The sequence below is a fragment of the Bacteroides sp. NSJ-39 genome (genome assembly GCF_014287315.1).
Lineage (GTDB): Bacteria > Bacteroidota > Bacteroidia > Bacteroidales > Bacteroidaceae > Bacteroides > Bacteroides finegoldii.
Genome location: NZ_JACOOB010000001.1, coordinates 606,103 through 630,543 on the forward strand (window position 1 = coordinate 606,103; position 24,441 = coordinate 630,543).

Below are 24,441 nucleotides of genomic sequence, written 5' to 3' on the forward strand. Positions count from 1 at the left end.
TGGAACGAACCACTCGTTGCACTGAAAATTATTGAATGTCACATGGCAAAGAAGTAACCTTCATTCAGACCTTTTCCTTTATCAGACCGGTACGATAAGCAACGAGCAACTTCTTCAAGTCCTGTATTTGAGTTACCAATTCTTTTCCCTTATCGGTGTCTTTCACCATCATCCGTTGCGAATTAAATTCCAATACGAAATTGGTAGATTTGATATCCAGTCCCTCTTCGATAGCTTTCTGACGAGACTGGAACGGTTCGTGCTGTACAAGCTGCATACCGTGAGAATGGTAGACAAGTGTATATCCGGCAATTCCCGTTTCCGGCTGATAGGCTTTGGAAAATCCTCCGTCGATAACGAATAGTTTGCCATTGGCCTTCATCGGCTGTTCTCCTTGAATAGTCTTCACAGGCACATGACCGTTTATTATATGCGAATGAGGACCTAAAGCTCCAAACTCGGCCAGTATCTGATCACAAATATCCTCCCGATTGCGCAATGTATAATAATATCCTTTCTTCTCTTTATGCATTTCTTTGTCTTCCAGGAAATAGCGTTCAAAAGTAGCCATCTTATCCTTATCAAATAAAGGCGCATCCGGACCACACCACATATACCAAATATAATCCATCGCAAATTCCTTATCCTCCTCTCCCTCTTCGTCGAAGTAGGCGGTACGGATCAGTTGATCGGCCTTATCCAGAAGTTTGTGTCCCCAATACTCTTTTCCGCGTATCTTGACATGCTTAAAGCTACCGTCCTCATTCAAAGGCACGGAAGCGTGATAAAGAAGATTGGAGTTGGATACCAGATACATCCCGCCGTAAGTAAACAGGCAACGCATATGCTTCTTCAATTTCTCGCTATTCATAAATGAATAATGAATCTTATCCACAAGCTCACGTTCTTCATCCGTCAAGCGGTAAGGATTGGCGGGATCTACCGTTGGAAAGTTCGTGTCACGAAGGGCATACTCCTTACCTTCGTAGACAAAGACACCACGCTCAAAATCTATCTTCTCCAACAATTTACGATTTGCCATTCCAAACTCCGGACGGCGGTCGATGATCTCGGCTTCCAGCTTAAACTGGATAATAGTGATCGCCTTGTGCATCTGAGTAATCAAGCGCAACGTTTTCTCATTATAATGAGTATCGGCAAAATTCATTTTCGGCATGAAAATGGTGCAAGGATCATCAGCGTAAGTATCCATAGCAAAGGTAGCAAGCGGCAGCAGATTGATTCCGTAACCGTCTTCAAGTGTAGCCAGATTACCATATCGCATAGACATACGTATCACATTGGCTATGCAACTGTCATTGCCGGAAGCGGCGCCCATCCACAGAATATCGTGATTGCCCCATTGAATATCGAAATTATGATAATTGCACAAGGTATCCATAATGATATGCGCTCCCGGTCCGCGATCATAGATGTCGCCTACGATATGAAGTGAATCGATTGTCAAACGCTGAATCAGATTACACATGGCAATGATAAAATCATCGGCACGCTTTGTCGTGATAATCGTACTGATAATCACATTGATATAGGCATGCTTGTTCGGCTCGATAGATGACTCGTGCAACAATTCCTGTATGATATACGAGAATTCGGCAGGCAATGATTTACGTACCTTGGAACGGGTATACTTGGAAGATACGTTCTGACAGACTTTTACTAACTGGTTCAGAGTGATCAGATACCAATCGTCCAAATCCTTCTCACGGGCCTTCACCAGTTGAAGTTTTTCTTCGGGATAGTAAATCAACGTGCAGATCTCTTTTTTCTCGGCCTCGCGAAGCGTATTGCCGAATATCTCATTTACCTTACGTTTTACTGCACCGGAAGCATTCTTCAGCACATGTTGGAAAGCTTCATATTCACCATGTACATCTGTCAGGAAATGCTCCGTCCCTTTAGGTAGGTTCAAGATAGCCTCCAGATTGATTATTTCCGTACTTGCATCGGCAATAGTAGGAAAACTTCGGGAAAGCAGTTGCAGATAACGCAGATCGTTCACAATGCTTTCAGGAGTTATGTTACTTTGAGCAGTCATTTCTATTTAATCACAAATTACTAAAATCAAATTACCATTTATCGGCTCACAATCCATTGTTCTAATCTCCAAACTTACGTTTTTCGATTATTCGCGATAAATATAATACTTTTTTATTTATCCGGTTATTATTTTTTATTCAAAGTTTCATTTTTCAGCCCAAGAAGAACATCAGAAGTACTTGTGCGATAATCACCCGCAGGAACATACAGAGCGGATATACCGTCGCATAAGCCACAGAAGGGTTATCACCGGGTATTGTATCATTAGCGTAATTCAACGCCATCGGATTGGCCATACTTCCACACAACATACCGGATACCGTACCAAAATCGATCTTCATCATTTTGAAGGCGACAAAACCTACCAATACTGTCGGGATGATAGTCAGCCCGGCTCCCAAAGCAATCCACAGCAGACCTTCCGGACGGAATACGGTGTCGAAAAAGTGAGCTCCGGCATCCAATCCCAGACATGCGAGATACAGGGAAAGCCCTAAGGCACGCAACATCAGATTCGCGCTGCGGGTAGTGTAGGTTATCATGTGTATCCGTGGTCCGAATGTCCCCAAAAGAATACCAACAATAATCGGTCCGCCGGCCAGTCCCAGTTTCACGGGAGTACTGACACCCGGTATTGAAAAGGGAATAGCTCCCAATGCCAATCCCAATACTATTCCGATGAATATAACAACCAGATTGGGTTCTTTCAAGCTTTTAATGGCATTACCCAATACTTTTTCCACATTCAGGATGGCAGCTTTCTCCCCTACTACTGTCAGTCGGTCGCCCAACTGGAGTATCAGTTCCGGAGTAGCGAGCAGTTGCACACCCGAACGATAGACACGGCTGATATTGATGCCGTAATGATTTCTCAATCGGAGCGATCCCAGCTTCTTTCCATTCAGTTCGGGACGAGTGACGACGATACGCTGTGAAACCAGTTCGCTGTCAATCGCATTCCAGTCAATGTCCTCTTTGTTCCAATCCGTATTTTCCTGTTCACCGAAAAGTACAGTCAACGCCAAAGCATCTTTCTCCGCAGTGATAACCAACAGACGGTCTCCCTCTTTCAGCACCTTGTCGGAAGTCGGAATGCTGACGTGTCCGTCCCGCCATAAGCGGGAGATGACAAACTTCGGGTAGCTCATATGTGCTATGTCTTTAATGCTCTTATTGAAAATAGCAGGATTGTGTACTTGAAACGCTGCAATATAAGTTTTGTTCGCATCATCTTTCTCTTTTATTTCCAAATCTTCTTTGCGAACCAATGCTTTACGGATTAACAAGACGGCAAGTATCACACCGACGACTCCCATCGGATAGGCTACCGCACATCCCAAAGCAGGTGTGCTACTCTCCAGCCCCATCTGTTTCAGAGTTTGCTGAGCAGCTCCCAACGCCGGAGTGTTCGTTGTCGCTCCACAAAGGATACCGACCATATCGGGAAGTGAGACACCTGTGGCATAGCTGGCTACGACCGTCAACAATGTCCCCAACAGGACGACTCCCAATGCCAGCATATTCAGCGTTACTCCTCCTTTACGGAAAGAACTGAAGAAACCAGGACCGACCTGTAAACCTAAAGAATAAACGAAAACCACCAAACCGAAACTTTCCGCATAATTCAACATCTGAGGATCTACCGAAAGTCCGAGATGTCCGGCAAGGATACCTGTAAAAAAAACAAAAGTGACTCCTAAGGATACTCCCCAGAAATGCACTCTTCCCAAGCCTAAACCTACCGCAGAAATCAACGATAACACCACAACCGCCTGTAAGGCAGAATGTTCGAGAAACAGACTATATAACCACTCCATGTATTTTCAAACTAACAGGGCGCAAAGATAAAAACTATTTAGTCCCATTCAAAACTTTTATGCTTTCATTTTACGCCCTACTCATGCCTCGTGCTGATATTCTTTATATCATCTTTCTTATCTTCCTTGATATTCCACAAAATTATTCCGCCCATCCAGATAGCCACTCAACCTGTTGCCTCCAATATATACGTCGTCCAGGTAGGAAACATCATTGGGCCCATACGACATACGGATGGAAGTTTGCGCGAAATTTTCCCAACTCCAACGGAACTTATATTCAAATTCTTCCACATATCCGTCCGGATATTCCACCCGTATGTAGTCTATTCCTGTACGATCTAAAAAGAAATCCAGTTCCTGACAGCAGTAGTTGTTGTCTATATCCCGATAAAAACTGACCCAAATGCGGCTACACAAATCGGCCGAACGGTTGTAATAACCCGGTCCGTTATTATCATCATCGTAGAAACTGTCTATCTCCACTTCGCAAGAAGTAAGACCGACCATCAATACAGCCATCAAAGCCAGACCTAAATATTTAAATGTGTTCGTTTTCATATTCCTTTATTTTTAATGATTCGTTTATTAATATCTATCATTTATCCTTCGATATGACAAAAGTATAGAATGAATTTTCCCCTTGAAACTGAAAAATCCTACTTTTCAGGAGGAAATTACCTACTTATAGGGGCAAATCCCCACGCTTGAGATTTAATGGTATAATACCGTGCACAGCTCATTCCAAGTACCCAAAGTCTTAATAAAAATAGAATATAAGAAGCAAACATTTAATCAATGTTATAAAACATCCGTTTTTTCTTGTATTATTTGCAGATATCACAGAAGTCCGTATATTTGCAATGTGTTTTTCATAGTATTAGATTTAAGGTTAACAAAAAGATTGGCTGTCTGGGATAGATAGCCTTTTTTTATACACCTACATTATCTCCCCTCTTTTATTCAATAAATCCAATGCATCTTTTACTTATAGCGACATTTTATGAACGTTTCTGAATAGAAATGAAACAAGCCCTAAAAAATTTCGAAAAAAATTATTCCGTTTAACATTTGAAACATAGAGGGTTATCTCCATTATTGAAAAACAAGTAAAAAAAATCTTGCTAAAAGATTTGCATAGTCAAAAACTTCCCCCTATCTTTGCACCGCATTTGAGAGAGAATGCGGGTTCAAGGAAGTTTGGGTGAGTGGCTGAAACCACCAGTTTGCTAAACTGACGTACTCGTAAGGGTACCGGGGGTTCGAATCCCCCAGCTTCCGCAAAATCTCAAAAATAAAAAGAGCTAAGTATTTTAAGACTTAGCTCTTTTTAAATCAATCAAAATCCGGTGGGTTCGTCTAACGGTTAGGACACATGCCTCTCACGCATGTAATACGAGTTCGATTCTCGTACCCACTACACAACGAGGAAATGAATCAATTCATTTCCTCGTTTAATTTATACACCTCAAAGAAAGATTCTTTATCAATCCTCAACCTAATTCTCTCTTCCCGTTTCTGCCCTGCCAAATTCAAGAATAAATTGAAATATAACTGACTGAAAGAAAGACCGGAACGGCTATAAGTAATATCAAATGTCCAAGTCCTACGAAAAGAGTCAAAAGCAGCAAATGTCTGCTCACCACCTTTACACATAAACACTTCAGGAAAGGACGCAGGCGGATAAGGTTGAAATAAGCCAGCCAATTGCACATAAATGTAATCAATCATCCATTCATCTCCTGCCAAAGCAAGCTCCCCTTTTAAACGGAGTTTAACCGCATACGCAGCAGTTACATCAGGAGAAGTATAAACAGGTATCTGACTTTCCGACGGATAGTCACCATTCTTATATCCCAGACTCATTGTCAATCCCGATTTACCGATTCCGTTAAATCCGCCAGCTTCCTGTCTCGCCAACTGATTCTTCAGATCAATCATAAACGTCAGTTTGCCAAGAGTAGGATCTCCCGGATACTGCGCCAGCGTATCCAGCACATAATCCTCCTCATTATAACTCCCGGCTACCAATTCTCCCTTTCCATCTTCCAGAGCGACATCACCCCTTTCAATATCCACATTGCCTACCGGATAATAAATCGCATCATCATCCTTCGCACAGCCACAAACGCATAGCAGCAATACTGCTAATCCTATTATCTTATTCATAATCTTTTCTATATCTTGATTTAATAACAAATATACATCTTTTTTGTGCTGCAATTGATTTATATCAACCGTTTTTAGTATTTTTGCACACACCAAAACAAAAAAGACATGGATACATTGTTAAGAGAAACTGTGAATGCCGTTGTAAATTCCCGCTTTCCGGAAATGAGTATAGAGGGAAGACGGCAGATAGAAAGTATATTGATCCGTGAAGAGTTTCCCAAAGGAGCCATTGCACTGAATGAGGGAGAGGTCGCTCACGAGATTGTATTCGTCGGTAAAGGTATGCTCAGACAATACTACTACAAAAACGGGAAAGACGTTACCGAGCATTTCTCTTACGAAGGATGTATCGTGATGTGCATTGAAAGTTTCTTGAAGCAAGTACCTACCCGGCTTATAGTGGAGACACTGGAACCTTCCATTATCTACCTTTTCCCCCGCGACATGATACAGAAGCTGGCGAGAGAAAATTGGGAAATCAATATGTTCTATCAGAAAATATTGGAATACTCTTTAATTGTATCGCAAGTCAAAGCTGACTCCTGGCGCTTTGAATCCGCCCGCGAACGCTATAATCTCCTGCTCGAGACACATCCGGAAATCATCAAACGCGCTCCTTTGGCACACATAGCCTCTTACCTGCTGATGACACCGGAGACCTTGAGCCGCGTACGCTCCGGAGTTCTGTAAACACATTATCGGTTCTTCCGATATTCTTTGGGAGACATCCCCGTATAATGCTTAAAATATTTCCCGAAGAAGGACTGGTTGGCAAAGCTCAAGCGGTCAGCTATCTCCTGTATATTCATGCTTGAGGAGTTTAGAAGTGCTTTTGCTTCCAAGATCACAAACTCATCGATCCACTCGCCCACGGTCTTTCCACTCACCTCTTTCACAACTCCGGAAAGATGTTTCGGTGTCAGACACAGCTGGTCAGCATAAAACTTCACACTACGTTCTGATTGATAAGATTCTACCAGCGTTTCATAGAAACGTTCAAAGATATACTCTTTCCGGCTTTTCGACTTCACCGAAGCAGTGACTGCAGGCGCATGATTGTTAAAAATGTTGCACAATTCAAAAAAGAAACCCTGCATCAGTCCGAGCACGACCTCCCTGCGATACAGATCCCCTTTACTCCTCAACCTCTTTCTGATAAACGTATGATATTCCTGCACCGTGCGCTGCTCGTTCGGAGTCAGGCTAAAACAGGGATAATCTTTCAGATAGAAAAACAATGCAAGCAGATTGCCTACTTTAGGCAATGTCTCCAGCAAACTCTTGGATACCGCAAAGAAGATTCCCTTGAAGTCGGGACTAAACTGCCGGTGTTCTATAATCTGGCTCGGCAGGGCTATCACCATCCCTCCCGAAGATAATTGAAAATCCTGCAGATTAATATTAAAAGTCCCCTCACCTTCCAGGCAAAGTCCTATTGTCAATACCTCTAACTTGCTGGGACCGCTATATAAGGAAATAACGCTCTCCGAATCGAAGAGCGCTATATCATTATCAATGACATCAATGCTATCAGCATCTATATGTTTAGAATGAACTACAGAAGAAATACCTACTTTAGGAACATTTTGAATATCCATACTCTCTCTCTCTTTTTGCGACAAATATACCAGCAATAAATCAGATATACAAGTCAAAACAGAGTATCACCAGACAAAATGAACATTTTTGGCTACTTATTGACCACCCCGAACAGATATTCAGCGTCACGCCGGGCAGCAGGAACAGCCCACTCCTCCGGAACGAATTTCCACTGATTCAACGCTTTCGGACTCATTCCCCCTTTCTCCTCGATGTAATTCATCAGGTAAAAACGAAGATCCTTATCAGTAGAGAAAATGATACGGTCTTTCAATTTCTCTTGAGGAATGCCCGAACCCTTTGTCAACAATTCACCGCCACCATTACCACGATAAGAATTCAACGCCACTTTATAAATCTTATTTATATCGAAAGGAGAGCCGTCTGCCATACTGACAATCGTAATCTTCTCCCCTTTCGGTTTAGTAACATCCACCGTATAGATTATGCCGGAAGCCGAATCAAAGTTAAAACTGAAATTCTGGAAAGAAGCCCTGTCCTCCGCACCATCCCGACGTTTTTCCTTGAACCACAGCAAATGGTCGTCCGGTGATTTCATCCGGTTAGTCCACATGAAATAAGACATCTCCAGAAAATCCTTGATTTCTTTACCGGATAAAGTCATCACGTACAGCATATTTTCATACTTATATAAGTTGAACATATCACTGACGAACACATCCCCTTTCTTAATTTCCGCATCGAATGAAAGCGGTGCTGCAAAAGAAATGTCGGCTCCCGTGATATCGAGCTGCAAAGTATGTATCAGATCGATGAAAGCAGAAGGACCGAAGAAAGAAGGATGCGTAGAGATATCCTCAGTAAACGTACCGATTTTCTTGGACACAAACTTCCGCACAGCCTCATACTGCGGAGCGAAACGTTTCATAAAATCCTCGCTGACACCATAATCCTTTGTCTCCGTCAATACCCCTTGAATATCCTTGCTCAGTACCTTGCCATCCTTCAACTTCAAAGTGATGTCGACATTGGACAGCACCACTCCATTGCTTGCCGGATCAATAACCAACACCGAATCTCCGGCAACATTCATCACCTTCTTACATTCGCGGGCATGATCATGTCCCATCAATACCACATCGAATCCCGGAATATTCTTTGCCACATTCAGAGACGCATTCTCATTATATTTACCGGACATCTTAAACGCATCCTGTCCGGCATGGAACAACCCGATTACCACATCCGGATTCTCCTTTGCACGGATTATCTTCATCCATTTGCGAGCCGTCTCCTCCATATCGTCAAAACGAAGCCCTCTCCACAGATTTTCCGAAAGCCAGGCAGGAACGGCCGGTGTAATCATCCCCAAAACGACGATCTTCACCCCGTCCCGTTCCAACACTTTATAAGGAGGAAGATGAGGTTTCCCCGTAGACGTATCAATGATATTGGCTCCCAGTACAGGAAAGTCACAGGTTCCAATCCAACGGTCGAATACAGCACGTCCAGTTTCCACATCATGATTCCCCATATTGCCCGCATCATATTTCATATAATTCATCATCTCGGCACAAAGATGCGGAGACACGGTATCTATATAATTATAGTAATAAGCGGTAGGCTGTCCTTGCAGAATATCCCCATTATCCAGCAATATCAGATTATCTTTATACTCCCGGCGTTCCTTCTCAACAAATGAGTATATCCGGGCCAGACTCCCTTTCCATTCCTGACGGGTTATAAAATTGTAAGGATAATAATTTCCGTGTACATCACTTGTCTGTACAATCTTCAACTTCACTACCTTTTCCTGTGCTGCAACGGACAGTGTCAGACAGAAAAGCCAAGCATAAATCAATGTTATTCGTTTCATTCTTTTTCTATTTTTAGAGGATGCGAGAATATAAATCGTGCCCCGCCTGTATAGTCGGGATCAATCCATATAGCTCCCTTCCATTTAGATACGATCAATTTACAGATAGACAACCCCAATCCGGTTCCCTGAGCATACTCATTCAGTTTTTCAAAGCGTTCGAACACAAGTTTCTGTTTTTCTTTCGGGATACCGCATCCGGTGTCAGTCACTGAGAAAACCGCCATTCCCGTTTTTTCATCGACAGAAAAGTCCAATGTAATCTTCCCCTTTTTCGTAAACTTATCAGCATTCGACAAGAGATTGATAATCACCTGCTGCATACGCTGTATATCCGTCTCCATCCGGTACGTCTCAAATGAAGTGGTAAACAGAAACTGATTATCCGAAGATTGCCGTGAAAAACTAACGGAAGCAACCACCTGCCGACACAACAGTACGACATCACACTCCTCCCAAGTCAGCGTCACCCGGTTAGCCTCCAGTCGCGAAAGGTCAAGAATATCATTAATCAGGCGGAGCAGTAAATCTGAATTAGTCTTGATAATCTGAAAATAGGACTGACGTTCCTCCTCCGTACTTCCTTCCACAGCCAACACATCCGAGAATCCGACAATTGAGTTCAGCGGTGTACGTATCTCATGACTCATGTTTGCCAGGAAAGCACTTTTCAGTCGGTTGGACTCTTCCGCCCTGTCTTTCGCCACACGCAAATCTTTGTCCGATCTCAACAGTTCGTCTTTCAACCGCTTCGTACGGAAATAATAAAAGAGAGAAATAAACAGCCCCAATACCAATACAACAAACAAAGTGCAAGCAGACCATATCTGATATGTATACTGCTGATAGAATGAAACCGGCTGATTGATGAGCTCCACGCCAAAAGGCAAAGCCTTCGGATCCAGCCCCCATTCTTTCGCTTTCCTACTGTCCATCACAGCCTTAGATTCAATAATCTGCAGATGTTTTTCCGTGTTGCCGGACTGATTATCCATCCGGACAGATTCCATAGCCATCTCTTCTCCCACTTTCCGATAATCGGGCAACACACCTCCTATCGCCCAATGCCCCAGGCTCACCGATGAAGGTGTAAAGGTAGGAATGGCAGGAGCCGCTTCCATCATCGCATACGTGGCGTTCCGCATAAAATACCCCTCATTCATGTCCACCCGCCAAGTGCCCACGATGATAACAGTATGCTCCGGCAAATGCCGTAATTCCTCTACAATCGTATAAATGGTATGTTTTCTTCCGTCCAACAGAATAAGATCCAGATCGGGGAAATTTTTCATTTCCTTTCGCACCAATGCTTGCATCGTGACGCCGCCATACGTATTATCCGAGATAAAAGCAATATGTTTTGTTTCGGGATAGAACGCACGAATCATACGCACATTATCTCCTATATTATAATGATTGATAAATCCCGACTGCAATTCAGGAATATTCATATGATCTTCAAAGATATCTACAGATCCGGGCAACCAGCTATCCAAATCTCCGACGGTATCCTCCGGCAATATCACGACATTGCTGCTGACCAGACTACACATTACCGGAACTTTCACCCGCATCGAATCCCTTTGAGACAGATAAGCTGCCCACGCCTCCTGTCCTAACAATATAATTTGTGCCGGTTGCTGCTTCCCCCCCTGATATTTAGCAAGGATTTGTGTCATCATACCACTCCACAAAGGAGCTTCCGAGAAACTCTTGCAGTTCATATTCTCAATAATAATATCACGTTTCCCTCCCAATCTGGTATATCCCTCCATATAATCGGAAATAGTAACTGAAGTCTGATGGGCAGCCGGATTATAGGAACAAATAATTAGAATAGGATTCATATCCTTAGAGGTTGCAAGGACCTCCATTGACAGGGATAGCCAAAGGAAGAAAGCAAAAAGACATCCTGAATATCTGGGCATAGTTATGCAGTTTTGATGTGCTTACTTATTTATTTAGGTTGCAAATATAGTAAAACTTGTCGGTTTTAACGGATTAATGTGTATTTTTGTCGCTCATTTATTCTCAAAAAATACAATTTATGGAATTATTTCACAAGATGATTTCCGGACTGTCAGGCATATCGGAAAAACAAATAAGCAGTACCCTCCACCTTCTGGGTGAAGGCGCTACGATTCCTTTCATCAGCCGCTACCGCAAAGAAGCTACAGGCGGGCTGGATGAAGTTCAGATAGAACAGATCAAAGAGCAACATGATAAGTTGTGCGACATAGCCAAACGGAAAGAGACTATTCTCGGCACCATCACCGAACAAGGAAAACTCACCGCCGAGCTGGAGAAACGTATCAACGACACCTGGAATCCGACAGAACTGGAGGACATCTACCTCCCCTACAAGCCCAAACGTAAGACACGTGCCGAAGCCGCCCGTCAGAAAGGGTTGGAGCCGCTTGCCACCCTACTGCTATTACAGAGGGAAAACAACCTGAGCGCCCGTGCCGCCTCATTCGTCAAGGGAGAGGTAAAAGACGTGGAAGACGCATTGAAAGGGGCTCGCGATATCATAGCCGAGCAAGTGAACGAAGACGAACGTGCCCGTAATGCTGTCCGCAATCAATTCAGCCGCCAAGCGGAAATCAACGCTAAAGTAGTTAAAGGCAAAGAAGAAGAGGCCGCCAAATACCGGGACTATTTCGACTTTTCCGAACCTTTGAAACGCTGCACTTCCCATCGCCTGCTTGCCATCCGCCGTGCCGAAGCCGAAGGGCTGCTGAAAGTGTCCATCACTCCGGACGACGAGGCGTGCATCGAACGTCTGGAACGCCAATTCGTACGTGGTAATAATGAATGTAGCGAGCAAGTGAGCGAGGCTGCTATCGACGCCTACAAACGTCTGCTTAAACCTTCCATCGAAACGGAATTTGCCGCACAATCAAAAGAGAAAGCCGACGACGAAGCCATCCGCGTCTTCACGGAGAACCTCCGCCAGCTACTCCTTGCCGCCCCATTGGGACAGAAGCGGGTACTCGCCATCGATCCCGGTTTCCGTACCGGTTGCAAGGTTGTTTGTCTCGACGCTCAAGGTAATCTGCTGCATAATGAAAACATTTATCCGCATCCTCCGGTCGGCAAGACCGGTGAAGCCGCTTCGAAACTCCGTAAGATGGTCGAAGCCTACCAGATCGAAGCTATCTCCATCGGCAACGGAACAGCCAGCCGCGAAACGGAGGACTTTATCAACCAACAGACATTCGATCGTCAGATTCCTGTATTTGTAGTCAGCGAACAGGGGGCTTCCATCTATTCGGCTTCCAAGATCGCCCGCGACGAATTTCCGGACTACGACGTGACGGTCAGAGGAGCCGTTTCCATCGGTCGCCGTCTGATGGATCCGTTGGCGGAATTAGTCAAGATAGATCCCAAGTCCATCGGAGTCGGTCAGTATCAGCATGATGTAGACCAGACGAAATTAAAGAAAGCGCTCGACCAGACCGTAGAGAATTGCGTAAACCTCGTAGGAGTGAACCTGAATACAGCCAGTAGCCATCTGTTGACTTACATTTCCGGATTAGGTCCTCAACTGGCGCAAAATATCGTCAATTATCGTGCCGAGAATGGAGCCTTCAACTCCCGCAAAGAACTGATGAAAGTTCCGCGTATGGGCGCCAAAGCTTTCGAGCAGTGTGCCGGGTTCCTCCGTATTCCCGGAGCAAAGAATCCGCTCGACAATACGGCCGTACATCCGGAAAGTTACCATATTGTGGAACAGATGGCAAAAGATCTGAAATGCACTGTCAATGAGTTGATAGCCGACAAGGAACTCCGCCGGAAAATCAATATCTCCAATTACGTCACTCCCGTCGTCGGCCTGCCTACCTTACAGGATATTATGCAGGAACTCGAAAAGCCCGGACGCGACCCGCGAAAAACCATCAAAGTATTTGAGTTCGACAAGAATGTACGTACCATAGCCGATTTGCGCGAAGGTATGATTCTTCCGGGCATTGTAGGAAACATCACCAATTTCGGAGCTTTCGTCGATATAGGTATCAAGGAGAACGGTCTTGTACACCTCTCCCAATTGGCGGAACGTTACATTTCCGATCCTACGGAAATCGTTTCCATCCACCAGCACGTCATGGTCAGAGTGATGAACGTAGATACCGACCGCAAACGGATTCAGCTTAGCATGATCGGTGTACCGCAAGACTGATCGCCGTTCTTTTCTCACCCCACCAGATAATAAGAACAGTAAACAGAATCATCAGTACCGTGCAAATGAGCGAGCCTTCAAAACCGAAGGCTCCGCCATTCAGCACATTCTTTTCGGGCATATTCAGTTTCAGCATAGTAGATACAAAATTGTTGCCGCTCACCTGATAGCCCAGAACCGGACCTTGTATCCAATTCCAGAAAAGATGGAGGGAAATCGGGAAACAAAGATTCCGCGTATATAAATAAGGAGCACCCAGCAACATGCCTGCCAGCAAAAGGTTGATCATCGGCAAGGCATTTATTCCAGGATTAAAAATATGCAGGAATGCGAATAACGATGCCGAGATAAACAGGGAAAGGAATTTATTCAGACGAGTATGTAATAAACGTCCCAATATATAGCCACGCATCAGAATCTCTTCAAACACTGCGACAAGCAGGAAAAACACCCATGCCCCCGCTAAATCCCAAGCCTTGAACTGAAAACCGATTACTTCCACTTCGCCCATAGCCAACGACAGACCGAAGCCTACCACATACAACAGGACAGCCATCAGAAACCCGTACCACAACCCTTTCGTATGTCCTCTGACGGACAGCCCCAAGCCAGAGAACGGGCAGCGTTCAAAACGCAACATGATAGCGGCGGCAGTGAGAACAGCCAGCAGCATACTGCTTTCCAGCAAAATATACCCCACCAATCCCGGATGACGGGCTTCCACTCCAAGCACCATCGACAAAAATCCTCTCGCCAGCGTGCCGTACAATCCCATAAATATGAAAAATATTCCTATAAACAATGGGATACACGCCCATACAGGAAGTCTCTTAGGTTCTTTTTTCTCCACAATATCTTCTGCCGTCATTTTACAATTTGTTAATCCACCTGCAAAATTAGATATAAAACATAAAAAAACACCATATAATTTCGTTTTTTCCTATATTTGTCAGAACAAATTCGCATGATTATGAAAATTAAACTACTATTGATAAGCTTTTTATTGGCAACCAACGCTTTAGGAGCAGTAGCACAAGTGAGTAAAACTTATTATGTAAGCAAACCCGGCACACTTATTTCCATGATGACGGAGGAGGAAGCCAACACCGTCACCCATCTCACCCTGACCGGCAAGCTGAATGCAGAAGACTTCCGACATCTGCGTGACGAATTCGCTAGTCTAAAAGTATTGGACATCTCGAATGCCGAGATTAAGATGTACAGCGGCAAGGCGGGCACTTATCCCAACGGAAAATTCTACATTTATATGCCGAATTTCATTCCCGCATACGCATTCTCAAATGTTGTAGACGGAGTAACCAAAGGCAAAAAGACGTTGGAGAAGATAATACTTTCGGAAAAAACCAAAAACATAGAGGATGCAGCCTTCAAAGGTTGCGAAAACTTGAGAATCTGTCAGATTCGCAAAAAGACAGCTCCCAATCTGTTGCCGGAAGCGTTGGCGGACAGCGTTACCGCCATTTTCGTACCTCTAGGCAGCAGCGATTCTTACCGCAATAAGGACAGATGGCGGAACTTCGCTTTCATCGAGGGTGAACCGGTAGAAGCAACCCTGCAAGTGGGACTGATGGGCAAATTGGAAGAAGAGATTTTGAAAGCCGGATTACAACCTAGAGACATCAATTTCCTGACTGTAGAAGGCAAACTGGACAACGCCGATTTCAAACTAATCCGCGACTATATGCCGAATCTGGTAGCGGTCGACATTTCAAAAACAAACGCAACGGCCATCCCCGACTTCACTTTCTCACAGAAAAAATACCTGCTGAAAATAAAACTACCCCGCAATTTGAAATCCATCGGTCAACGTGTATTCAGTAATTGCGGCCGTCTGTGCGGCACATTGGAGCTTCCCGCCGGTGTGACGGCTATTGAGTTCGGCGCATTTATGGGATGCGACAATCTTCGCTATGTAGTGGCTACCGGAGATAAGATTACGACCGTCGGAGACAGTTTGTTTGGCGAAGGAGTGCCGAGCAAGTTGATTTATAAGAACTAAATGATTCTAACAACGATAATGGCGGTATCTCTCATGGGGATACCCGTCGCTGACGAGCCCAAAGACTCAGTGATGTGGAAAGAGGCAGATGCGTTCATGGCACAGATGAGTCCGACGCTGCAACCCACACAGCGTGACGCTATATTTACAGCTATCAACGGAAATACGAAGAAGTTGGAAAATGTAAGAAATGCGCGTAATAGCAAACCTACTTATCCCGCAAATGTAAAAGTGACAGAGCCCGCCGGTAATCTGAGGCTTTACACCCCTACCACTTCCACCAACAATACATTGCTTATCTATCTGCATGGCGGAGGATGGACAATCGGCAGTTTGAACAGTTGTGCCCGGTTTTGCAGCGAAGTCTGTTCTAGAAGCGGCATAAGTGTCCTCGCTGTTGACTATCGTTTATCCCCCGAACACCCTTATCCGACACCGCTTGACGATTGTGAGGAAGCTATCAGATTTGCAATAAAGAATGCAGCCCGTTGGGGATGTTCTCCCAACCGGATTATGGTAGGCGGTGATAGTTCCGGCGGCAATCTCGCCATTTCTTCCACATTGAGAATGAACGAAGGGGATATAGCGGGGCTTTTGCTTTTCTATCCCGTTGTGAAGGCATGGAATGACCATACCCCTTCATGGCAGAAGTACGACAAGGGATTCGGGCTGGACGGAGACTTAATGGAAGCGTTCAACCAAAGTTATGAACCATCACCCGACAGGATACACAATCCGGAAATATCCCCCATGTCGGCTACAGACAAAACCTTGAAAAAACTACCTCGCACACTCCTTATCGCAGCCGGACGAGATATCCTGGCTTGTCAAGGGAAAGAGTTTATCGACCGTATCACCTCTCTTGGCGTAAATGCTACCCGACTCGAATTTCCCTCGGCAGTGCATTTGTTTATCACTGTGCCCGGTCAAGAAACAGCTTTCAATGAAGCGGTGAAGTATACAGTGGAGTTTCTTGGCAAATAAAAACTAATCAAAACTCAACAATGGAGATAAAAATAGCTGTTTTCTTACAAAATAACAAATAAACGAATAAATAAGTAGCTTTAAAAATGCCCTTTCATCGTTTTCCGTATATTTGCTTCGATATGAATTAAAGAAGGGAATCGCGATATGATGAAACAAATACCATACGGATTGACGGATTTCGGACGCATCCAAAAAGAAAACTATTATTATGTGGATAAGACAATGTTTATCGAAAAGATAGAAATGCAGCCGTCTTATCTCTTCCTCATCCGCCCCGACGCTTCGGGAAAAGCCTCACGCTGGCGATGTTGGAGGCGTACTATGATGTCCGTTACGCTGACCAGTTCGACGAATTGTTCGGGAAGCTGTATATCGGGCAACATCCCACATCCATACATAACCAGTTTCTCATCATGAGATTCAATTTCTCGGAGGTGAGCTCGAATATCAATGAGGTGGAGGAATCTTTCCGGATGCATTGCTGCGGGAAGCTTTCTGATTTTGTTTACAGGTACGGACATTTGCTGGGAAAAGACATCTGGAAAGTGCTGGATGAAAAAACAAAAGAAGAGCCCGGCGCTTTTTTGTCAGCCATCAACACTTACGCCACCCGCAAAGGGGACATCAAAATATATCTACTGATCGATGAATACGATAATTTCACGAATACCATCCTATCGACTTACGGAACGGACTTATATCGGAAAGCGATGCATGGTGAAGGGTATACCCGAAATAAGGGAGCTTGCCGATGAAGCGCGGGAGCAGCTGATCCGTTATAGCAAGGACGAATGTGTGGCGGAAGCCCGTCAGAAAGGGAAACTGAAACTGACAACGGTCGTATGGAGAAGCTGGGAGCTGGTGCTGATGGAAGAAGTATCATAATAGAACAACCACAGAGGACACAGAGGACGCAGAGACTCTAATTATCTCTGAATAACAACCTCTGTGTCCTCCGTGTCCTCTGTGGTGAAATTACAATTTGTCACCGTACATCTTCGCCCGCAATTCCTTAATATGGTCGGAAGTGATATATTCGTCATATTCCATCATCTTGTCAATGATACCGTTCGGCGTCAGTTCGATGATGCGGTTGGCAACAGTCTGGATAAATTCGTGGTCATGAGATGAGAAAAGGATATTTCCTTTATATGTCTTCAGGTTGTTATTGAAAGCCTGAATAGATTCCAAGTCCAGATGGTTGGTCGGAGTGTCCAGAATGAGGCAGTTTGCATTGCGCAGCTGCATACGGGCAATCATACAACGCATCTTCTCACCTCCGGAGAGTACGCTTACTTTCTTCAGCACCTCTTCGCCGGAGAAAAGCATACGACCGAGGAAGCCTTTCATATATACCTCGTTGCCTTCTCCAAACTGGCTCAACCAGTCTACCAGGTTCAGATCGGTATTGAAGAAATCGGTGTTATCCAGCGGCAGGTAAGCAGTGGTGATGGTTACCCCCCAGCTGAAGGTACCTGCATCCGGTTTCATGTTTCCGTTGATAATTTCGAAGAAAGCAGTCATCGCGCGCGGATTGCGTGACAGGAATACCACCTTGTCACCTTTCTCTACATTGAAGTTCACGTCGTTGAAGAGCACTACGCCTTCTTCCGTCTTCTTGCTCAATCCGGAAACTTCCAGAATCTGGTTGCCCGGCTCGCGTTCAGGAGTAAAAATAATGCCCGGATACTTACGTGAAGAAGGTTTGATTTCTTCTATATTCAACTTCTCAAGCATTTTCTTACGACTAGTAGTCTGCTTGCTCTTCGCTACGTTCGCACTGAACCGACGGATAAACTCTTCCAACTCTTTCTTCTTCTCTTCCGCCTTTGCCTTCTGGTTCTGCTGCTGACGGAGAGCCAACTGGCTGGATTCGTACCAGAAGCTATAGTTACCGGCAAACATATTGATTTTTCCATAGTCAATATCTACGGTGTGCGTACATACAGAGTCGAGGAAGTGACGGTCGTGACTCACCACCAATACCGTATGTTCGAAATTGGAAAGATATTCCTCCAACCAGGTTACCGTCTCCATATCCAAGTCGTTGGTAGGCTCGTCGAGCAAAAGATTGTCCGGGTTTCCGTACAACGCCTGAGCTAGCATGACACGAACTTTTTCTTTACCGCTCAGTTCACCCATCAATGTATAGTGTTTGTCTTCTTTAATGCCCAATCCGCTCAGCAACATGGCTGCGTCACTTTCGGCATTCCATCCGTCCAACTCGGCAAATTTTTCTTCCAATTCGGATACTTTCAGTCCGTCTTCGTCTGTGAAATCTTCTTTTGCATACAATTCTTCGCGTTGCTTCATGATGTCCCACAACACGGTATGTCCCATCATAACGGTATCCATGACGGTATATGAATCCCACTTAAAGTGGTCCTGACTCAACACTGAGAGACGTTCGCCCGGTCCGAGCGCAATCGTACCTGTTGTAGGGTCCAGATCTCCGTAAATCGTACGGAGAAACGTAGATTTTCCCGCACCGTTCGCACCGATAATACCATAACAGTTACCACTTGTAAACTTCAGGTTTACGTCATTAAACAACACTCTTTTACCAAACTGTACCGAAACGTTTGAAACTGTAATCATCTTATTATTTACTATTTTACTAGTTACTACTTATTGTTTTAGCGTGCAAAGGTAGACATTTAAAATGAATTATGAGCTATCCGATATGTGCCAATCTGACATAAAAGTGTTACCTTTGCTGCGTTTTCTGGCAAAAACACCGACTTGGCAAAGTTTTTGCAAGCAAAACTAATGACATCCGGTCAGTCCAGTATGTCGAATAGACGGTATCTCTAAAAGATAACGTGTTTTTAAACAATAAATAGTAACTAGTTAAATAGTAAATACCAAAATGGATCCAAAAGAAAAAAAAGTGAAGGAAGAAGAACTGAATGTTGAAGAAACTCAGAACGGTGCGGATGAACAACCGCAAAACGAACAAGCTGAAGAGGCGGCTCCACTGACGCACGAAGAGGAGTTGGAAAAGGAATTGGAAAAGGCTCAGGAGACTATTGATGAGCAGAAAGACAAATATCTGCGCTTGTCCGCCGAGTTCGACAATTATCGTAAACGCACCATGAAGGAAAAGGCGGAACTGATTCTGAACGGTGGAGAAAAAAGTCTCAGCAGCATTCTTCCGATAGTGGATGACTTCGAGCGTGCCATCAAAACGATGGAGACGGCAACCGATGTGAGTGCCGTGAAAGAAGGTGTCGAGCTGATTTATAATAAATTCATGGCTGTATTGGGACAAAACGGTGTAAAGGTTATCGAGACTAAAGACCAACCGTTGGATACCGATTATCACGAAGCCATCGCAGTAATCCCTGCACCATCTGAGGAACAGAAAGGTAAGATTCTGGATTGTGTACAAACGGGTTATACATTGAACGACAAAGTGCTCCGCCACGCTAAAGTGGTAGTAGGGGAATAAGGACAACCCATAAAACTCATATTTTTTTTAAAGAAGCATGGCAGAAAAAAGAGACTATTACGAAGTACTGGAGGTAACAAAGACGGCCACAGTAGAAGAAATAAAAAAGGCTTACCGCAAAAAAGCGATTCAATATCACCCCGACAAGAATCCTGGCGACAAGGAGGCGGAAGAGAAGTTTAAGGAAGCTGCGGAAGCGTATGATGTATTGAGCAATCCGGAAAAACGTTCGCGTTATGACCAGTTCGGCCATGCGGGAGTGAGCGGTGCGGCAGGAAATGGAGGGCCGTTCGGCGGTTTCAGTGGCGAAAGCATGTCGATGGATGATATTTTCTCCATGTTCGGTGATATCTTCGGAGGTCGCGGTGGCGGTTTCGGAGGTGGTTTCGGAGGTTTTAGCGGATTCGGTGGAGGCGGTGGAGGCTCACAGCAACGCCGGTATCGCGGCAGTGACCTTCGTGTGAAAGTGAAGCTGACGTTGAAGGAGATCTCTACCGGAGTAGAAAAGAAATTTAAACTCAAAAAATATGTGCCGTGTGACCAGTGTCATGGCACGGGTGCCGAAGGTGACGGTGGTTCGGAGACTTGTCCTACTTGTAAGGGTAGCGGCTCCGTAATCCGTAACCAGCAGACTATTCTGGGCACTATGCAGACTCGCGTCACTTGTTCTACTTGTGGCGGTGAGGGTAAGATTATCAAGAACAAATGTAAGAAATGTGGTGGCGACGGAATCATTTACGGTGAAGAAGTGGTATCGGTGAAAATCCCTGCCGGAGTGGCAGAGGGTATGCAGCTTTCTATGGGTGGCAAAGGAAATGCCGGCAAACACAACGGTGTGGCAGGCGACTTGCTGATTCTCGTAGAGGAAGAACCGCATCAGGACTTGATTCGCGACGAGAATGATTTGATTTATAATCTGTTGCTTAGTTTCCCGACTGCTGCTCTAGGCGGAGCTGTGGAAATTCCGACTATCGACGGCAAAGTGAAAGTAAAGATTGATTCGGGTACTCAACCGGGTAAGGTGCTTCGTTTGCGCGGCAAGGGATTGCCGAATGTGAACGGGTACGGAACGGGGGATTTACTCGTCAACATCAGTATCTATGTGCCGGAAGCGCTCAATAAAGAGGAAAAGAGCACGCTCGAAAAGATGGAGGCTTCGGACAACTTCAAACCTAACACGTCGGTGAAGGAGAAGATTTTCAAGAAGTTCAAGAGTTTCTTCGATTAATTTTTTGCTATAATATATAAGGTATAAGTGAGCTGCAATCTTTTTTGTGGCTCACTTCTGTTTTTAGGGCTTGTCCTTTTAAAAAAAAGACATATATTTGTGTAGCAAATAAATGGATACTAAATATAGACTTCAAGTATGGCAGAACCTTTTAAGAATATGTACAACAAGCAATTTTTCGATCTGTTTACGAAAGATTTGAGACTTGTTATCGATGATTTTGATGCTCACGGTTTTGTTTCTCAAATAATGGATGATGAATGGGAAGGCAGGGAATTAAAACAGCGCTGGATACATATCACTAGCATTCTGAAAAAGTTTTTGCCGGCAGATTACAAAGAGGCGATCGCTAAGATTCTTGAGTTGTTGGATCATGTAAAAAGTACGCGGCCTGATTTTTCGGTGATAGACGATACGAAGTTTGGATTGATGCTGGAGTATGGGGTGATTATGAATAATTATGTCGAGCAATATGGGTTGGATGATTATGAAACGTCTGTCAAGGCGATAGAGAAAATCACACAGTTCACAAGTTGCGAATTTGTGACTCATCCTTTTATAATAAAATATCCGGATAAAATGATGAAGCAGATGTTGGTTTGGTCGAAACATGAGCATTGGGGAGTAAGGCGGCTTGCGTCAGAAGGTTGCCGTCCGCGTTTGCCTTGGGCGATGGCTTTGCCGAATCTGAAGAAAGATCCGACACCTATTATTCCTATTTTGGAGAATCTTAAAAATGATCCGGCAAGATTTGTACGGTTGAGCGTTGCCAATAATTTGAATGATATTGCGAAAGATAATCCGGAAATTGTCATTGATTTGGCAAAGAAATGGAAGGGGGAATCGAAAGAGGTAGACTGGATTATTAAACACGGTTGCCGGACGCTCTTAAAGCAAGGGATTCCGGAGGTGATGGAGTTGTTTGGCTTTGATTCTATCAGAAATAATATTAGTGTGGAAGATTTTCAGATTTCAAGTCTTAAGGTTAAAGTCGGGGATTCGTTGGAGTTTGGTTTTAACTTGTTGAATCATAGCAATAAGACAATCAAAATACGGCTTGAATATGGTATTTATTACCAAAAAGTAAATGGAACGCTGACGAAGAAAGTTCATAAAATCAGCGAAAAAGAATATACCGGAAATTCTACCACACGAATAACGCGAAAACACTCTTTCCGTGTGGTTACGACGAGAAAATTCCATCTCGGGCTTCATCAAATCGCTATAATAATCAATGGGAGTGAATTTGAAAAATATGATTTCGATTTGATTGAGTAATTCGATTTAATTGAGTTATTTGATTGGATTGGGTAATAACCACTACATATAATATGGATTTCTGCATTAGCTATTATCTCTACAAGCGCTGCAACAAATAATATAAATCCTCGATTCTCCGGATGAAAATCGAGGATTTTTTTATTTTGATTACTACTATCTTCTTCCTAATACCCCGGATTCTGTTTCAACCTCTCATTCATCACCCGTATTTTCTCCGGTATAGGAAATACAGTTGTATAGCCACTTGCTTCATCCGGCAGTTGCGGACGGCTGCTGTAAGCTCTTGTAAACTTCCCGAAGCGAACTAGGTCCTGTCGTCTCCATCCTTCCCAAGCCAGTTCCAGCTGACGTTCGGCAAGGATATTCTCTAAAGTGGCAGTGCGGGGAGAAGCGTTGACACGGCTACGAACTTCATTGAGTTCTTCATCTCCGTTTGCTCCGTTCCGGACTTTCGCTTCACTCTTCATCAACAAAGCGTCTGCATAGCGGAACAATACAATGTCATTCTCCATCAACTTACCGTCTTTTGTGGCAGTCGGGTCGACTTCATACTTTTTCATGCGGGCTCCTGCGGTTTGTTCGTATGGAGTGTCTGTTATATCCAGAGATACTTTCCAGGGCAGATATTCCAGTACCGTTCCATTATCCAGTTTGATTATGTTTCCTTTCAGGTCGTGGACAATTCCTGCAAAATAGCAAATATCAAAACGGGGATCTTGTTCCGCGGTTTCATAACCGAAAGTTTCGAGGGCTTCAATGGTGGCGCTAGGACCGTTCTCACCGCTTAACCCGTAAGCCTTGGCGTGATTATAGTGGCGGGAACGGAAGAGATATTGCATCTGGTTGGTGTACAGAGTTTTATTCATCGGGATAGTGAAGACATTCTCTACGGACGGTTCGTTGAATATAGAGAAATTCGTTTCGTATTCCGGTTCCAGTTTGTAGCCCATAGTCTTGAGTTGGTCACAATAGTAGATGACTGTTTCCCAGGCATTGAGTTCGCTGTCGTTCACAGTGAACTTTATATTTTTTCCATCTGGGCGTTGTCCGTCTGTCCAATCATTGTCTGTATAAACTTCGGAGTTCAAAGCCAGTTTGGCCAATAGGAAAGTAACCACGGGGCGAGTGATACGGCCATAGTAAGGGCCGGACTGGTTGCTATGTGCATCGCTCAACAAAGGAGCCGCCTCTTGCAATTCCTTGACAACAAAGTCAAAGACCGTTTTTCGTTCACTTTGCACTACATCTTTCATTGCTACGAAAGAGGATTGAACTAGCGGAATGCGTCCGAACAAATCCATCAGGTAATAATAATACATAGCCCGCATGGCACGTACTTCGGCACGGTATGTCGGCAGTTCCGTAGCGGAATGAGTTACGGCGAATTTGTCTATCCGTTCCAGTGATTTGTTACTTAACATGACGACTTTATAGAGATATTCCCATGTAGCCTGAATGGCATCATTCTCTATTCCCCAATCGTGCAGGTAAAGTCCTTGCCAAAAACCACCGTCATACCAGTCACCTCCACGGGTGGGGATAATGGCTTCGTCGGAGGTAAAGGTGTTCAGGTCGTAGACTCCCCTACCCGTTCCCTGCAATCCCTGACTATCACTATAACCGCCTACGTATGTATAAAGCGAAGCTACTGCATTGAGATATACTTCCGAGATTGTATTGTAAACGTCATCTTCGGGTAACTTATCTTTCGGATTTTCCTCCAAAAACTTACTACATGAGAATAAACCCAGGCACATTGCCAGAAAGAATCCTAACCGACTTTTATTTTTCATATATTGTTTCATCAT

General features: G+C 44.3%; 18 protein-coding genes, 2 tRNA genes and 1 pseudogene. 11 read left to right on the forward strand and 10 right to left on the reverse strand.

Translation table 11 applies throughout. The features are described from left to right. Positions 1-64: 64 nt before the first annotated feature. The 3 genes from H8S63_RS02720 to H8S63_RS02730 all read right to left on the reverse strand — a co-directional run bounded on the left by H8S63_RS02720 (position 65) and on the right by H8S63_RS02730 (position 4,439). Positions 65-2,059 carry a fructose-bisphosphatase class III gene (locus tag H8S63_RS02720; protein WP_007753923.1) on the reverse strand — a complete coding sequence of 665 codons (1,995 nt, stop codon included), beginning with the start codon at positions 2,057-2,059 and terminating at the stop codon, positions 65-67. Between the two features lie 154 nt (positions 2,060-2,213). Beyond that, the gene (locus tag H8S63_RS02725; protein WP_186925656.1) at positions 2,214-3,878 is read right to left on the reverse strand and encodes a putative transporter; all 1,665 of its coding nucleotides are present in this window, start codon (positions 3,876-3,878) and stop codon (positions 2,214-2,216) included. Positions 3,879-3,995: 117 nt separating this feature from the next. Continuing rightward, positions 3,996-4,439, reverse strand: a complete 444-nt coding sequence (locus H8S63_RS02730; protein ID WP_186925657.1) for a hypothetical protein — start codon at positions 4,437-4,439, stop codon at positions 3,996-3,998. Between the two features lie 633 nt (positions 4,440-5,072). On the opposite strand from H8S63_RS02730, the gene H8S63_RS02735 reads away from it, so the two are divergent. Both H8S63_RS02735 and H8S63_RS02740 read left to right on the forward strand, forming a co-directional pair. Beyond that, positions 5,073-5,159: transfer RNA gene (locus H8S63_RS02735), tRNA-Ser, on the forward strand. 67 nt (positions 5,160-5,226) lie between these two features. After that, a tRNA-Glu gene (locus H8S63_RS02740) sits at positions 5,227-5,298 on the forward strand. Positions 5,299-5,315: 17 nt separating this feature from the next. On the opposite strand, the gene H8S63_RS02745 is transcribed toward H8S63_RS02740, so the two are convergent. Beyond that, the gene (locus H8S63_RS02745; RefSeq protein WP_186925658.1) at positions 5,316-6,140 is read right to left on the reverse strand and encodes a DUF3845 domain-containing protein; all 825 of its coding nucleotides are present in this window, start codon (positions 6,138-6,140) and stop codon (positions 5,316-5,318) included. Between the two features lie 15 nt (positions 6,141-6,155). On the opposite strand from H8S63_RS02745, the gene H8S63_RS02750 reads away from it, so the two are divergent. Next, entirely contained in the window at positions 6,156-6,740 is a 585-nt protein-coding gene (locus tag H8S63_RS02750) for a Crp/Fnr family transcriptional regulator (protein WP_007753911.1), read from the forward strand. 5 nt (positions 6,741-6,745) lie between these two features. Here H8S63_RS02750 and H8S63_RS02755 read toward each other — a convergent pair whose 3' ends face one another. The 3 genes from H8S63_RS02755 to H8S63_RS02765 all read right to left on the reverse strand — a co-directional run bounded on the left by H8S63_RS02755 (position 6,746) and on the right by H8S63_RS02765 (position 11,414). After that, positions 6,746-7,648 (reverse strand): AraC family transcriptional regulator, encoded by a 903-nt coding sequence (locus H8S63_RS02755; RefSeq protein ID WP_007753908.1) that lies wholly within the window; start codon positions 7,646-7,648, stop codon positions 6,746-6,748. Positions 7,649-7,740: 92 nt separating this feature from the next. After that, a complete protein-coding gene (locus H8S63_RS02760; RefSeq protein ID WP_186925659.1) occupies positions 7,741-9,486 on the reverse strand; it encodes a bifunctional UDP-sugar hydrolase/5'-nucleotidase in 1,746 nt (581 codons plus the stop codon). Continuing rightward, entirely contained in the window at positions 9,483-11,414 is a 1,932-nt protein-coding gene (locus H8S63_RS02765) for a HAMP domain-containing sensor histidine kinase (protein ID WP_186925660.1), read from the reverse strand. The genes H8S63_RS02760 and H8S63_RS02765 overlap by 4 nt, the downstream gene beginning before the upstream one ends. A gap of 119 nt (positions 11,415-11,533) precedes the next feature. Here H8S63_RS02765 and H8S63_RS02770 point away from each other — a divergent pair, with 119 nt between their 5' ends. Beyond that, positions 11,534-13,666 (forward strand): Tex family protein, encoded by a 2,133-nt coding sequence (locus tag H8S63_RS02770; RefSeq protein WP_186925661.1) that lies wholly within the window; start codon positions 11,534-11,536, stop codon positions 13,664-13,666. Here the strand turns inward: H8S63_RS02770 and H8S63_RS02775 are convergent. Further along, entirely contained in the window at positions 13,638-14,534 is an 897-nt protein-coding gene (locus H8S63_RS02775) for a CPBP family intramembrane glutamic endopeptidase (RefSeq protein WP_186925662.1), read from the reverse strand. The genes H8S63_RS02770 and H8S63_RS02775 overlap by 29 nt on opposite strands. Before the next feature lie 102 nt (positions 14,535-14,636). Here H8S63_RS02775 and H8S63_RS02780 point away from each other — a divergent pair, with 102 nt between their 5' ends. The 4 genes and pseudogenes from H8S63_RS02780 (at position 14,637) to H8S63_RS02795 (ending at position 17,558) form a co-directional block, all read left to right on the forward strand. Continuing rightward, the gene (locus H8S63_RS02780) at positions 14,637-15,686 is read left to right on the forward strand and encodes a leucine-rich repeat protein (RefSeq protein ID WP_186925663.1); all 1,050 of its coding nucleotides are present in this window, start codon (positions 14,637-14,639) and stop codon (positions 15,684-15,686) included. An 18-nt stretch (positions 15,687-15,704) separates the two neighbouring features. After that, complete coding sequence (locus H8S63_RS02785) at positions 15,705-16,670, forward strand: alpha/beta hydrolase (protein ID WP_255467619.1); 966 nt, start codon at positions 15,705-15,707, stop codon at positions 16,668-16,670. 147 nt (positions 16,671-16,817) lie between these two features. Next, a pseudogene (locus H8S63_RS02790) lies at positions 16,818-17,407 on the forward strand (AAA family ATPase); the annotation flags it as partial. Continuing rightward, a complete protein-coding gene (locus tag H8S63_RS02795) occupies positions 17,388-17,558 on the forward strand; it encodes a hypothetical protein (RefSeq protein ID WP_186925665.1) in 171 nt (56 codons plus the stop codon). The pseudogene H8S63_RS02790 and the gene H8S63_RS02795, both read left to right, overlap by 20 nt. A 90-nt stretch (positions 17,559-17,648) precedes the next feature. On the opposite strand, the gene H8S63_RS02800 is transcribed toward H8S63_RS02795, so the two are convergent. Then, positions 17,649-19,271, reverse strand: a complete 1,623-nt coding sequence (locus H8S63_RS02800; protein ID WP_007753894.1) for an ABC-F family ATP-binding cassette domain-containing protein — start codon at positions 19,269-19,271, stop codon at positions 17,649-17,651. Between the two features lie 271 nt (positions 19,272-19,542). Here H8S63_RS02800 and H8S63_RS02805 point away from each other — a divergent pair, with 271 nt between their 5' ends. The 3 genes from H8S63_RS02805 (at position 19,543) to H8S63_RS02815 (ending at position 22,630) form a co-directional block, all read left to right on the forward strand. Further along, entirely contained in the window at positions 19,543-20,124 is a 582-nt protein-coding gene (locus H8S63_RS02805) for a nucleotide exchange factor GrpE (protein ID WP_022275529.1), read from the forward strand. A gap of 37 nt (positions 20,125-20,161) precedes the next feature. After that, a complete protein-coding gene (gene dnaJ, locus H8S63_RS02810; RefSeq protein WP_186925666.1) occupies positions 20,162-21,352 on the forward strand; it encodes a molecular chaperone DnaJ in 1,191 nt (396 codons plus the stop codon). Positions 21,353-21,490: 138 nt separating this feature from the next. After that, positions 21,491-22,630, forward strand: coding sequence for a DNA alkylation repair protein (locus H8S63_RS02815; RefSeq protein ID WP_186925667.1), 1,140 nt, complete (start codon positions 21,491-21,493; stop codon positions 22,628-22,630). A gap of 167 nt (positions 22,631-22,797) precedes the next feature. Here the strand turns inward: H8S63_RS02815 and H8S63_RS02820 are convergent, their stop codons facing one another. Further along, the gene (locus H8S63_RS02820; RefSeq protein WP_370527595.1) at positions 22,798-24,441 is read right to left on the reverse strand and encodes a RagB/SusD family nutrient uptake outer membrane protein; all 1,644 of its coding nucleotides are present in this window, start codon (positions 24,439-24,441) and stop codon (positions 22,798-22,800) included.